Source organism: Streptomyces sp. NPDC054975, assembly GCF_053609105.1.
The window spans coordinates 39,271-52,223 of the sequence record NZ_JBSGWV010000025.1; the positions used below are offsets into that span (position 1 = coordinate 39,271).

At 73.6% G+C, this 12,953-nt stretch carries 10 protein-coding genes; 2 read left to right on the forward strand and 8 right to left on the reverse strand.

All coding sequences use genetic code 11. The features are described 5' to 3' along the window. Positions 1-72 precede the first annotated feature (72 nt). Positions 73-1,335: a sensor histidine kinase gene (locus ACWF79_RS21905; RefSeq protein WP_453729844.1), complete on the forward strand. Its 1,263-nt coding sequence runs from the start codon at positions 73-75 to the stop codon at positions 1,333-1,335. Here the strand turns inward: ACWF79_RS21905 and ACWF79_RS21910 are convergent. Continuing rightward, complete coding sequence (locus tag ACWF79_RS21910; protein WP_453729797.1) at positions 1,302-3,269, reverse strand: VWA domain-containing protein; 1,968 nt, start codon at positions 3,267-3,269, stop codon at positions 1,302-1,304. The genes ACWF79_RS21905 and ACWF79_RS21910 overlap by 34 nt on opposite strands. Positions 3,270-3,841: 572 nt before the next feature. Here ACWF79_RS21910 and ACWF79_RS21915 point away from each other — a divergent pair. Further along, a complete protein-coding gene (locus tag ACWF79_RS21915; protein ID WP_453729798.1) occupies positions 3,842-5,914 on the forward strand; it encodes a PhoX family protein in 2,073 nt (690 codons plus the stop codon). A gap of 51 nt (positions 5,915-5,965) precedes the next feature. On the opposite strand, the gene ACWF79_RS21920 is transcribed toward ACWF79_RS21915, so the two are convergent. The 7 genes from ACWF79_RS21920 to ACWF79_RS21950 all read right to left on the reverse strand — a co-directional run bounded on the left by ACWF79_RS21920 (position 5,966) and on the right by ACWF79_RS21950 (position 12,918). After that, positions 5,966-6,970: a hypothetical protein gene (locus tag ACWF79_RS21920; protein WP_453729799.1), complete on the reverse strand. Its 1,005-nt coding sequence runs from the start codon at positions 6,968-6,970 to the stop codon at positions 5,966-5,968. A 15-nt stretch (positions 6,971-6,985) separates the two neighbouring features. Next, positions 6,986-8,458 (reverse strand): APC family permease, encoded by a 1,473-nt coding sequence (locus tag ACWF79_RS21925; protein WP_453729800.1) that lies wholly within the window; start codon positions 8,456-8,458, stop codon positions 6,986-6,988. Positions 8,459-8,686: 228 nt separating this feature from the next. Beyond that, positions 8,687-10,717: an FUSC family protein gene (locus ACWF79_RS21930; protein WP_453729801.1), complete on the reverse strand. Its 2,031-nt coding sequence runs from the start codon at positions 10,715-10,717 to the stop codon at positions 8,687-8,689. 38 nt (positions 10,718-10,755) lie between these two features. After that, positions 10,756-11,004, reverse strand: a complete 249-nt coding sequence (locus tag ACWF79_RS21935) for a DUF2630 family protein (RefSeq protein ID WP_453729802.1) — start codon at positions 11,002-11,004, stop codon at positions 10,756-10,758. An 18-nt stretch (positions 11,005-11,022) separates the two neighbouring features. After that, a complete protein-coding gene (locus tag ACWF79_RS21940; protein WP_453729803.1) occupies positions 11,023-12,042 on the reverse strand; it encodes an endonuclease/exonuclease/phosphatase family protein in 1,020 nt (339 codons plus the stop codon). Positions 12,043-12,046: 4 nt separating this feature from the next. Continuing rightward, the gene (locus tag ACWF79_RS21945) at positions 12,047-12,490 is read right to left on the reverse strand and encodes a hypothetical protein (RefSeq protein WP_453729804.1); all 444 of its coding nucleotides are present in this window, start codon (positions 12,488-12,490) and stop codon (positions 12,047-12,049) included. Then, positions 12,487-12,918 (reverse strand): DUF7144 family membrane protein, encoded by a 432-nt coding sequence (locus tag ACWF79_RS21950; protein WP_453729805.1) that lies wholly within the window; start codon positions 12,916-12,918, stop codon positions 12,487-12,489. The genes ACWF79_RS21945 and ACWF79_RS21950 overlap by 4 nt, the downstream gene beginning before the upstream one ends. Positions 12,919-12,953: the final 35 nt, after the last annotated feature.

A 12,953-nucleotide genomic window follows, 5' to 3' on the forward strand; every position in this document is an offset into this window, starting at 1 on the left:
GTGCCGACGGCGGGGACGGGAGTGGCGGCGGGTCCGGGAGCGGGGGGTACGGGGGTGCCTGCGCATGGCGGGATGCTGGGGGCCGGGTCGACCATCCGGACGCGGATCGCGCTCGTCTACGGGGGTGTCTTCGTCGTCCTTGGAGGCTGTCTGCTCACCTTCGTGAACCTGCTGTCCCGGGCCGGTACGGAGGGCGAGGCGGCGGCGATCGCGGCGCGGGTGCGGGTGGTGGCGCCGTTCGAGACGGTCACCGCCTACCGGCTGAGCGACGACGTCAGCCGGGCGGCGGGCGAACAGATGCTCATGTGGTCGTGCCTGGCGCTCGTCGTCATGGCGTTCTGCGCCGTCGCGGTGGGGTGGTGGACGGCGGGGCGGGTGCTGCGGCCGGTGCACGAGATGACGGCGCGGGCGCGGCGGCTCTCGGAGCGGAACCTGCACGAGAGGATCGCGGCGAGCGGGCCCGACGACGAGCTGAAGGAGCTCGGCGACACGATCGACGCGCTGCTCGGCCGGCTGGAGGCCGCCTTCGACAGCCAGCGGCGGTTCATCGCGAACGCCTCGCACGAGCTGCGGACCCCGCTCGCCACGCAGCGCGCCGCGATCCAGATCGGCCTCGACGACTCGACCGAGGTCAAACAGGTCCTCTTGGACAGCAACCGGCGCAGTGAGCGCCTCATCGAGGGGCTGCTGATGCTGGCCCGCAGCGAGCGGGGGCTGGAGGCCCGGGAGGACGTGGAGCTGGGGGCGGTGGTCGAGGAGGAGTGCGAGACGTACGGCGTCTCGCGGGTCTCCGTGACCGGTGAGCGGGGTGTCGTACGGGGCAACCGGGTGCTGCTCGGGCAGCTCGTACGGAACCTCGTCGCGAACGCGGTCGCCTACAACGTGCCGGGGGGATGGGTGGAGGTCCGCGTGGACGGTGGGGTGGTGACCGTCGCCAACACGGGGCCGGTGGTCGCGGCGGGTGAGGTGGCGGGGCTGTTCGAGCCGTTCCGGCGGGGAGAGGGGCGCGACCGGCTGGGGCCGGGGGCGGGCCTCGGTCTGTCGATCGTCCGGTCCATCGCGGTGGCGCACGGGGGGACCGTGGGCGCGGTGGCGCGGGCGGACGGGGCGCCGGAGGCGGAGGGCGAGGCGGACGGTGAGGGCGAGGCGGACGGTGAGGGCGAGGCGGACGGTGAGGGCGAGGACGAGGACCGGGGCCAGGACGGGGGCGGGGGCCTGGTGGTGACGGTGACGCTGCCGATCGTGTCGACGGCGGTCACCACCAGGCCCTTGGCCGGTTCTGGCCCCGGCTCAGGTGCCGGTCACGCCTCCCAGGTGGAGAGCAGCCCGCGGTAGAAGTCGGCGTGGGCGGTCTCGGAGGGGGTCGGGCCGGCGAGGTAGTGCCCGGTGCGGGGTGCGGTGAGCTTACGGAGGTAGTCGAAGGCCTTGTTGTCCTCCTCGCCCCACGCGACGAACTGCCAGTGGATCGGGCGCTCGGCGGCCTCGGCGAGCGCCTGGGTGGCGGCCGTCTTGGACTCCGGGGCGCCGTCCGTCTGGAAGACGACGAGGGCGGGGCGGGTGGGGTCGGCCTTCTCGTGGTGGGCGAGGACCTCCTCGACTGCGCGGTGGTAGTTCGTACGGCCGAGGCGGCCGAGGCCCGCGTTGATCTCGTCGATGCGGCCGTCGATGCCGGCGGGGCGGAGTTCGGCGGTGCCGTCGATGTCGGTGGAGAAGAAGACGGCGGTGACGGCGGCGTCCTCGGTGAGGTGCGCGGCGAGTGCCACGGTCTGCTCGGCGAGCCGCTGGACGGACCCGTCCTTGAAGTACCCGCGCATCGACCCGGACCGGTCGATCACGAGATACACGGCCGCCCGAGCGTCCAGGAGCCCCCGCTCCTTGAGCACGTCCCCGGCGGCGACGTACGCGTCGGTGAGCTGGGGCGCGTCGGTTGCGAGGGGGGTGGGGGTCGCCTTTGCGGCGGGGGTGGGGTCGGCCGGGGTCGCCTCGGGCTCGGCGGCGGCCGGGGTGTCGGCCGGGGTCGCCTCGGGTTCCGCAGCGGCCGGGGTGCCGGCCGGGGTCGCCTCGGGTTCCGCAGCGGCAGCCACCGGCTCCGCCTCCGGCTCGGCTGCCGGGGTGATGGCCTCCGGCTCCGCCTCGGCCGCGACCGGCTCGGCTGCCGGGGTGACAGTCTCCGGCTCTGCCTCGGCCGCGATCGGCTCGGGCTTCTCGGCTTCGTCCACGGCGGGCTCCACCGCCGGTGCGGGAGCCTCGGGGGCCTCGGCGGCCTCGGCCGCCTCGGCGGCGGGCTCCTCGGGCTGCGGCTCCGCCTCGACCTGCTCGGCCTCGACCGCCGGTGCCTCCGGAGCGGACGCCTCGGGCTCGTCCACCACGGTGGCTTCCTCGGCGAGGGGCTCATCGGTGGACGGCGCCTCGGCGTCCTGCGCCTTCGGCGCGGACTCCGTGGTGGCCTCGGGCTCCGCCACGACCTCGGCGGCCGCCTCGGCCTTCTCGGCGACAACCTCGTCCGCGTCGTCCGCGTCGTCCGCGACGTTCGCGTCCGAGGTCACGGCCACGGCCGTTGCCTCCGGCTCCGCCTCGGCGGAAACGACGGTCTCCACCTCCGTTGCCTCGGCCTCAGGGTCGGCAGCCTCGGCCACCGCTTCGGCCTCAGGGTCGGCAGCCTCGGCCACCGCCTCGGCCTCAGGGTCGGCAGCCTCGGCCACCGCTTCGGCCTCAGGGTCGGCAGCCTCGACCACCGCTTCGGCCTCAGGGTCGGCAGCCTCGACCACCGCTTCGGCCTCAGCCTCGGCGGACACGGCCGGCGCCTCCACCTTGGCCTCCGCCTCAGGCTCGGCGGCCGAAACCGCCGCCTCCGTCTTCGGCTCCGTGGCCGTCGCTTCGGCCTCCGTCTTGGGCTCCGAGGCAGCCGCCTTCGGCTCGGCCTCCGCAACCTCCGCTTCGGCCTCCGTCTTGGGCTCCGAGGCAGCCGCCTTCGGCTCGGCCTCCGCAACCTCCGCCTCGGCCTCCGTCTTGGGCTCCGAAGCAGCCGCCTCCGGCTCGGCCTCCGCAACCTCCGCCTCGGCCGCCGCCTGCGCCTCCGTCACCGCCTCCGCGGCCGCGACCGCCGCGCCGCCCGCGACAGCGCCCTGCTCGCCGAGCGTCGTCGGCCGGGAGGGCGAGGTGGCCGTCCTTGCCGCCGGGACCTTCGGGTTGTCGAAGGCGGCTGCCACCAGGTCGTCCGCGGCGCGCTGGGCCTCGTCCTTCTCCGAGTCCGACGAGCCGGACGCCACCGGAGACGCCGGAGCCCCTTCCGACGTCGACGACCCCGAGCCGGACGAACCCGAGCCCGACGACGCCGCCCCCGACGACCCCGTGGGCGACGTCCCCGCCGCCCCCGTAGCCGTCGACGCGGCCCTTGCCCGCCCCGGCTCCTCCCGTGAGGTGGGGGCCGCCTGGGGCGGGACGGAGGTTGCCGGGGAATCAGCGTGCTGTTCCGCACGATCGCGTCCGAACACCTTGCGCAGCAAGCTCCGAATGCCCATGGGCGAGGCCTTTCGCATGAGTTGAGTGCGGTGAATGTCCGTACTGGGAGGAATCATCCCTGGCCAGGGCGGACACGTAAGGTTAGCGGCCCGGGGTGTGTCGCCTTCGGTGGCCCATAATCGACCCTCCTTGCGTCACGAGCCGCTCACGACCCGCCGCCGAACAGGGCCTCCGGGGAGCCCCGTTCCCGCTCATTCATTCGGCGTTCACTTCGTCGCCTCCCCCGTGCAGATGTGTGCACATAACGTCACCGCCGGACCAATTCCCGACACCATGTCGGGACCAAGGGGCGGCGCGGAACGCGCCGGAGGAGGACCAAGTGCGCAAACTGCTGCCGCTGCTGAGCACCAACCCGCACGGAGGCGGCCGTTCCGCCCTCACCTGCCGGTTCCGCTGTGGTGACGCCTGCTTCCACGAGGTGCCCAACACCAGTGACAACGAGTACGTCGGCGACGTCATAGCCGGCGCTCTCTCCCGCCGTTCCATGGTGCGCGCCGCCGCCGTCGTGACCGTCGCCACCGCCGCCGGCAGCGCCGTCGTCGGCTCCGGCGGCACGCCCGCCGTCGCCGCCACCCCCGGCACCGACGCCGCCTCCGCCGTCGCCAAGGGTGTCCAGCGCTCCGACGGTGCCCGTGGCCTCCGCTTCACGCCCGTCGCGCCCAACACCGCCGACAAGGTCACCGTCCCCGCCGGCTACGAGCAGAACGTGGTCATCCGCTGGGGCGAGCCCATCCTCCGCGGCGCCCCCGCCTTCGACGGCGACAAGCAGACCGCCGCCGCGCAGGCCGGTCAGTTCGGCTACAACAACGACTTCCTGAGCCTCCTCCCCCTCCACGGGGAGCGGGACCGTCAGCTCCTGGTCGCCAACCACGAGTACACCGACGAAATTCTGATGTTCAAGGGGTACGACGCCGAGAACCCGACCCGCGAGCAGGTCGAGATCGCCTGGGCCGCCCACGGCCTCTCCGTCGTCGTCGTCCAGGAGGAGCGCCGCTCCGGCAGGCTGACGCCCGTCACCCGGCACCCGCTCAACCGTCGCCTCCACACCACCAGCGCGTTCGAGCTGACCGGCCCGGCCGCCGGCTCCGCGCTCCTGAAGACCTCCGCCGACCCGACCGGCCGCAAGGTCCTCGGCACCCTCAACAACTGCGCCGGCGGCACCACCCCGTGGGGCACCACGCTGCACGGCGAGGAGAACTTCAACCAGTACTTCGCCAACGGCTCCAGCGCCACCGACAAGCGCTACGGCATCGGCACCGGCGCCTCCGAGCGCAAGTGGGAGCGGTTCGACAAGCGCTTCGACCTCAAGCAGGAGCCCAACGAGGTCCACCGCCAGGGCTGGGTCGTCGAGCTCGACCCCTACGACCCCGAGTCGACCCCGAAGAAGCGCACCGCCCTCGGCCGCTTCAAGCACGAGGCCGCGCAGCCCCGCCTCACCGCGGACGGCCGCCCGGTCGTCTACATGGGCGACGACGAGCGCTTCGACTACTTCTACAAGTTCGTCTCCTCGAAGAGGATGATGAAGGGCTCCTCGCGGGCCGCCCGCGAGCACAACCTCACCCTCCTCGACGAAGGCACCCTGTACGTCGCCAAGCTGACCGGCGACAGCCCGGCCGCCCAGATCGACGGCACCGGCAAGCACCCGGCCGACGGAGAGTTCGACGGCTCCGGCGTCTGGATCCCGCTCGCCACGGGCAACGTCTCGCACGTCGAGGGCATGACCGCCGAGGAGGTGTACGTCTTCACCCGCCTCGCCGGTGACAAGGTCGGGGCGACGAAGATGGACCGGCCCGAGGACGTCGAGCCGAGCCCCCGCACCGGCCGCGTCTACGTCGCGCTGACCAACAACACCAACCGCGGCAAGGGCACCAACCCGGGCGCCGACGAGGCCAACCCGCGCAACCTGAACAAGCACGGCCAGATCCTGGAGCTCGCCGAGAACTTCGACGACCCGGCGGGCGACGGCTTCGCCTGGCGGCTCTTCCTCGTGGCCGGCGACCCGAACGACCCGGCCACGTACTTCGCGGGCTACCCGAAGGACAAGGTCTCCCCGATCTCCTGCCCGGACAACGTCGCGTTCGACCCGCACGGCAACCTGTGGATCTCCACCGACGGTGCCCAGCTCGGCTCGCACGACGGCCTGTTCGGTGTCGCCACGCAGGGCGAGCGGCGCGGTGAGCTCAAGCAGTTCCTGACCGTCCCCAAGGGCGCCGAGACCTGCGGTCCGATCATCCAGGACCGCCGCGTCGTCGTCGCCGTCCAGCACCCGGGCGAGCTCGACGGCGCGTCCGTGGAGACCCCGAAGTCGGAGTGGCCCGACGGACCGGGCAAGCTCGTCCGCCCGTCGGTCGTCTCCGTCTGGCGCCGCGACGGCCGCGACATCGGCGTCTGAGGCCTTGGAGGCCGGTGAGGCCCTGGTGTGAGGGGCGCCGTCGCGCGCCCCTCACACCGGGTCCACCCCCAGGCCGTCCCTGAACCGCCTGAACTGCTCGGCCGGGTCCCCCGTGTACGCCCACGGCACCCACGTCGCCCGCGCTCCGAGCATCCCGAGGACCTCTCGCGCCACCTCCACCTGGCCCGCGTAGCAGGCCGCGTGGGCCAGGTAGTTGAGGTCCGGCACCTCCTCCGGCGCGACCGCCTCGCCCGGTTCACGGCCGCCGATCCAGCGTTGATACGTGCGGCGCAGCTCGTCCACCGCCAGCTCGTGCTTCCAGTGCTGGTCGAATCCGCGCACCGGGCCACGTCCCAGCGCCCCGTCGGCGATGTACCGGTACTCCTCCACCCGCGCCACCTGCACCAGGACCGGCAGCGGCGAACCGGGCGGCGCCACCCCCGCCGCGTCCCGCGCGAAGTCGTACATGGCCCCGTGCGTGCCGTGCCACCGCGCCGACAGGTACCGCATCACCTGCGCGTGCCCCTCGGTGTTGTACGGGTCCCGGCGGCGCAACTCGTCGAACCACTGACGCAGTTGGCGGCGCGGCACCCCGCCCTCGTACAGCCGTGCCACCGAGAGCAGCGAGACCCACGGCATCGGGTCCGCGGGCGCGGCCTCCGCCGCCCGCAGGCAGGCCTCGACCGTGGCGTCGACCCGCCCCCGGTCCACGGCCGTGCCCCGGCCGGCGGCGATGGCCGTGTCGAAGACCCGTACCACCTCGGTCGCCGCCCGCAGCACCGCCGCGTCCGGGCTGTCCGGTTCGGCCGCCCGCCATGCCTCCACCGACGAGCTGCCGGCCGCCGCGTGCGCGAGGAGCCGGAGCCGGTGTGTCCGGCGCGCCCAGTCCTCGCCCGTCTCGCGCAGCAGGTCCCGTACGCCCTGCCAGCGGCCGATGACGATGTCGTGCCGCGCGTCGGTGAGCGCGCGGTCGCCGAAGTCCGGGTCGAAGACGGGCGTGAAGCGGCCCGAGCGCCCGGAGCGCCCCGAGCGTGCCGGTCGGCGGAGTGCGGCCATCCAGGTCCTCCCGCCTCAGAAGTCCGTCGCCAGCGATTCGTCCGCCCTGCGCGCTCGGGGCGTGCTCGGGGCGAAGGGTTCCGCCGCCGCGAGCGCCCGGGCCGCGTCAAGGCGTGCCGGCCGGTAGTACGTGCTGCCCCGGCGCCAGTACACGAGCATCGGGACCACCCCCACGAGCAGACCGCCGAGGCCCACGACCCGTGCCGTCGTGGACAGTTCGCCGAGCGACTCTACGAACGCCCACAGCATGAAGGCGGCGCCGAGGAGCGGCCAGACGCCGCCGACCAGGAAGTTCCGTACGGATGTCAGCAGCATCCGCCGGTACGCGACGACGGCGGCGAGGCCTGCCAGGGCGTAGTAGAACGCGATGAGGAGGCCGATCGCGGAGACCGCGTCGCGCAGGATCCGGCTCATCGAACCGGCGGCGGCCGCCGCCCCGAACATCAGCAGCGCGGCTCCTCCGACGGCGGCGATCGCCACCCACGGGGTGTTCCAGCGCCGGTGCACGGTCCCGAGCGAGGCGGGCATCGTCCGGTCGCGGCCCATCGCGAAGAGCGAGCGGGTGACCTGGATGAGGGTGGTCTCCAGGGTGGCGACCGTGGACAGCAGCACCGCCGCGACCAGCAGTTTGCCGCCGACGCCCGGCCAGATCTCCTGGCCGAGGACGGCCAGGACGTTCGCGCCGCCCTGCTCGATCTGGTCGGAGGTGAGAAGGACGTTGACCGCGATCGTGAACGCCTCGAAGAGCAGGAAGACCACGCCGACGCCGACGAGTGCGGCGAGTCCGGCCGTGCGGCGGCTGTCCCGGGTCTCCTCGCTGAGGTTGCTGGTGACGTCCCAGCCCCAGTAGTAGAAGGCGGCGATCAGCGCGCCCGAGGCGAAGCCGGCCGGGCCGTCGAAGTGGCCGAAGCCGAACCAGGACCAGTCGAAGGCGGTCGCGTGTCCCCGGTGCAGCAGGGCGGCCACGATGAAGGCGACCAGGATGAACATCTCGACGCCCGACATGAGCAGTTGGGCGCGTACGGTGAGCCGCGCTCCGCCCAGGACGACGAGCAGCATCATCAGGAACCAGCCGGCGCCGACGGCGGCGGCGAGCGGGGTGTTGTCGGCGAGTTCCGGGTCGATCAGGGAGAGCGTCAGGGCTCCGGCGGGGAGGGAACCGGCGACCATGAACACGGTCGCGGAGACGACGAGGGCCCAGCCGGAGAGGAAGCCGAGGAAGGGGTGGAGCGTACGGCCCACCCAGGAGTAGCCGGCGCCCGCGTTGACGTCGATGCGGCCGAGGCGCGCGTAGGCGAGGACGATGCCGAGCATCGGTATCGCGCAGTAGAGCAGCGCCGCTGGTCCCGCCAGGCCGACCGCGCCGAAGAGCACGGCCGTGGTGGCGGCCAGCGAGTAGGCGGGCGCACTGCCCGCGACGGCCATCACGATGGTGTCGAAGGTCCCGAGGACGTTGGGCTGGAGCCCTCTGCCGGTGGTGGTGCGCATGGCGGATGTCCTTGGGGGGGCACGGGAGCGGTGCAGGACGGAGTGACCGTGCCGCCGAGTCGGTTGTTCGCCAAACCGCGCACGGATCAAGGTGAATCGAGCGCATCGTAGTCGCACCTACGGATTCCGGTAACGGCGGCATGGAGGGTTCCGTCGGGTGACCGCCGGTAAGGGCATCCGTGCGCCCCCGCAGGGGAGTTTGGCCGGATCCGGGGAGGGGAGAGGCGTTCAGACGCGGGGCGTCGCGATCGCCCGGGCCGCGCTCACCTCCTGGCGCAGCGGGGCGAGCACCCCCTCCTCGTCGCCGGTCAGTTCGGCGCGCACCTCCACCAGGACGTCCGTGCCGCGCAGTCCGTCGGCGAGCTCCCGCAACTGCTGCTCCACGGCTTCCACTTCCGCCGGGTCGGGCGGTTCTGCGCCGTGGTTGACGCGGACCCGGGCGGCGGTCGTCGCGTCGACGATCCGCTCCACGGCGACGACCAGCGGCCACCAGGCCGAGGCGACGGTGCCGGTCGGCGGCGGCTCGGTCAGGGCGCGCTGGAACTCGGAGCGTACGGCGGACAGATCGCGATACAGCTTCCGCCGGGCCCGCAGCCGGGCGGCCGGGTCCTCCTCCTCGGGCGCGCAGAACGCGCGCGCCACGTAGGCCGCGGTGTCGGCGACGGAGTCGGCGAGCCGGTCGCCGATGCGGCTGTGCCAGGACTCGGGCCAGAGCAGGTAGCCGGCGACCAGGGCGATCCCGCAGCCGATGAGGGAGTCGTAGAGCCGGGGCAGCACCAGGTCGAAGCCCTGCCGGTTGAGGAGGTCGGAGAGCAGCAGGATGACGGGAGTGATCGCCGCCGTCTGGAAGGCGTACCCCTTCGCGGAGAAGGCGGGGATCAGCGCGGCGAGCACGATCATCACCGGCACGTCCCACCAGCCCCGGGGTACCTCGGCGAGGACGAGCGCGGCGGTGACGAGGCCGACGGCCGTGCCGAAGGCGCGCAGCACGGCCCGGGAGAAGACGGAGCCGAAGTCGGGCTTCAGCACGAAGGTGACGGTGAGGGCGACCCAGTACGAGCGGGGCACGTCGATCAGCGAGACGAGCGCCTGGGCGAGGCCGATGCAGAGCGCGAGCCGCAGCCCGTACCGCCAGGAGGCCTCGGAGAGCAGCACACCGCGCACGACGCGCCGGGCCCGCACGCGCAGGGCGGCGGGGCGGCCGAGGCGGTCGTCCACGTTGTAGGGGTTCGGCTCCGCCTCGTGGACGACGGTCGCCGCGTGGCGCAGGGCGTGGTCGACGGCCTTTTCGGAGGGGCGGACGGCGGGCGGGAGGTCCAGGTCGGGGGTGTCGGTGCGGCCCCGCTCGATCGCGTCGGCCAGGTCGCGCACGGCCGCGGGGATCGCGGGCGGCAGGGGGCGGTGGAAGCGGAGGGCGGCGATGTGGACGGCGGGGGCGGCCTCCACGAGGGGGATGACGGCGTTGAGCTGGGCGAGCAGCCGCACGAGGATCGGCGCCCGGCCGTGTTCGCGGGTGCGGCGGGCGAGGACGAGGTCGTAGGACTGGTTGAGGGAGGTGGTGACGGCCTGCCGCAGCTCGTCGTACGCGGGGGTGCCGGCGGCTTCGAGGACGTCGGCGACGGCCCGGTAGGTACCGGCCACGGCCGTCCGTTCGGGGGTGAGGCCGCGCAGCGGCCAGCCGAGCAGGGTCAGGACGAGGACGAAGGCGCCGCCGAGGGCGAGCAGCAGCGGCGGTTTCCACCATGGCTCGGGCATCGGGAGCCCGGCGCCGACGACCGCGTTGAGGAGCAGGAGCAGCCCGGACACGGAGGCGACCGCGCCGATCGAGGAGATCATCCCGGAGACGAGCGCGATCAGGGTGAGCACGGCGACGGCGAGCCAGCCGTCGCCGAAGACGAGGCTGCCGAGGGTGACGCCGAGGGCGCCGAAGAGCTGGGGGACGGCGATGTTGTAGAACCGCATCCGGTACGCGTCGGCGGTGTCGCCGATGACCCCGGAGAGGGCGCCCATGGAGACCAGGGCCCCCTGGACGGGCTGGTCGACGGCGAGCCCGACGGCGAGCGGCGCGGACAGGGCGATGGAGGCGCGGGCGACGGCGGCCCACGGAATCGGCGCGGGCGCGGGCTTCAGGCCGGCGGTGAGCCATGCGGGCGGACTGAGGCGCCCGGGGTGCCCGGGTTCTTCGGGGCGGCTGAGGCGCCCGGGGTTTTCGGGGCGGGTGGGGCCTGCGGGGTCTCCAGGGCGGGCGGGGCGTGCCATGGGGTCACGGTACGCGGATTGCGGGGGTTCGCCCCGGTTCAGCTGCGGTAGCCCTCCACCTCTGCCGCCGGGCGGACCGCGGCGGTGTCCGGGTCCTCGCCGAACTCGGCCTTCGCGCGGCGCTGGCGCAACAGGTCCCAGCACTGGTCCAGTTGCACCTCCAGCTCGGCGAGCCGGGTCAGCTCCTCGGGGAGCAGACCGCCCATCCGCTGCCGCAGGGCCCGTTCCTCTTCGACGAGGGCGCCGATGTTCGCCAGGATCTGCTCGTCGTCGTGCATGTGGTCCATGTAATCCAGCGTGGCCGATCAGCGGCCCGCGTGCAGGTCGAGCTCGGTCAGGACGGCCCGGTGGTCCGAGCCCGGCAGGTCGAGGAAGCGCACGGAGCGGACCCGGAAGTCGTCGCTGACCAGCACATGGTCGATCTGGACGTACGGCGGCAGCGGCAGCTCGCGCGGCCAGGTCGGGGTCCGGGCGGCGCCCGCGAGGCGGGCCGCGTCGTGGAGCCGGCCCGCATCGAGGACCGCGCGGAAGGCGGCGTGGTCCTGGGAGGCGTTGAAGTCGCCGGCCAGGAGCACCGGGGCGCCGGAGCGGTGCGCGGCGCCCGCGGACCGGGCCACCCGCCCCAGCTCGCGCCGCCACGCGTCGACCTGGCGCGGGATCGGCGGCAGCGGGTGCGCGAGGCGGAGTTCGACGCTCCGGCCGCCGATCACGGCGGTGGCGCCGGGCATTCCCATCGCGGCCGGGAGCGGGGGCCGCGCGGTCAGCGGGTACGCGCTGAGGATCACCGAGCCCGTCGAGCCCTCGCCGTCCACCACCGCCCGGTGCGGGTGGCTCGCTCCGAGGGCGGCGGTGAGGGTTCGGACGCAGGCGGTGTCGCACTCGGAGACGTACACGAGCCGCGGCCGCTCCCGCCGTACCGCCTCGACCAGCGCGCCCGTCGCCTCGCCGAACTCGACGTTCGACGCCAGCACCCGGAGCCGTTCCACGACCGGGCCGCGGGCCGTCGTGCCGTCCGGCCCGTACGGCAGCGTGAACCAGGCCGTGGTCAGCAGGACGAGGACCGACCAGCCCGCCAGCAGCCGTCGACGGGCCGCCAGGGCCGCCAGCGCCGCGAGCCCGGCGGGGAGCGTGAGCCAGGGCAGGAACGACAGCGCCTGCGGTACGGGGGTCAGCGCGTCCGTGTCGAGAAGGCGGCAGCCGGTGACCACCGTCGGCACGGCCACGAGCAGACCGGCGGCCCCGGCGGCGAGGCGCCGCCTGGGCCGGGGGGTCGTCGGGGCCGGATCGGGCGCGGAGGACGGGTGCGCTGCCAGGAGTTGCTCCACTCCGTCAGTGTCGCAGCGCCCGGGCCACCTCGGCCTTCGTCGCGCCCGACAGGGTGCGGTTGCTGCGCGCCGTGGCGGACTTGGACTTCCCCGGCTCGACGCCGTCGATGTTCAGGACGACGGAGTCGAGCAGATTCCCGCCGCCGTCACGGAAGTTGACCATGACGGTGTAATCCGCGTTCTTGTCCTGCGGGTTGGTGGCGGTGATCTCGGCCGTCGTGCGGTCCCCGTCGGCCTTCGCGGGGCCGGCCTTCACGTCTCCGGTGGCGTTCACCCCGTCCTTGACCTGGTTCATCTTCTCCTCGGCGGCGTCGGCGGCCGAGGCCACGGCGGCCGTCGCCGAGGAGACGATGTCGCCCGCCTTCTGCCTGTCCTCCTCCGTGCAGCCGGTGACGGCCAGCACGAGGACCGCTGTGGCGCACCCCGCGAGGAGCCGGTCGCGGCTCACACCCGGGCCTTCCCGAAGGAGGTCTCGTCCGTGGCCAGCGCCCAGATCACGAAGATCGAAATGGCCATGGAGAACAGCGCCCACCAGGGGTGGTACGGCAGGAAGAGGAACTGGGCGACGACGTTCAGGGAGGCCAGGGTGATGCCGCCCATCCGCCCCCACTCGGAGCGCTGGAGGATTCCGGCGCCGGCGGCGGCGACGAGGATGCCGAGGACGAGATGGATCCAGCCCCAGCTGGTCAGGTCGAACTTGAAGACGTAGTCGCCCACGCGCTGGTAGACGTCGTCCTCCGCGATGGCGGCGATGCCCTGGAGGATGTCCAGGATGCCGATGACCAGCATGAGGACACCGGCGAACAGGGTGCCGCTGGAGGCCCAGGCGGCGCGCGAACCGGAGTCGGGCGGGCGGGATGCGGTGTTCTGGCTCATGGGCACATCGTTCCGGCGCCGTCCCGCGGGCGGCC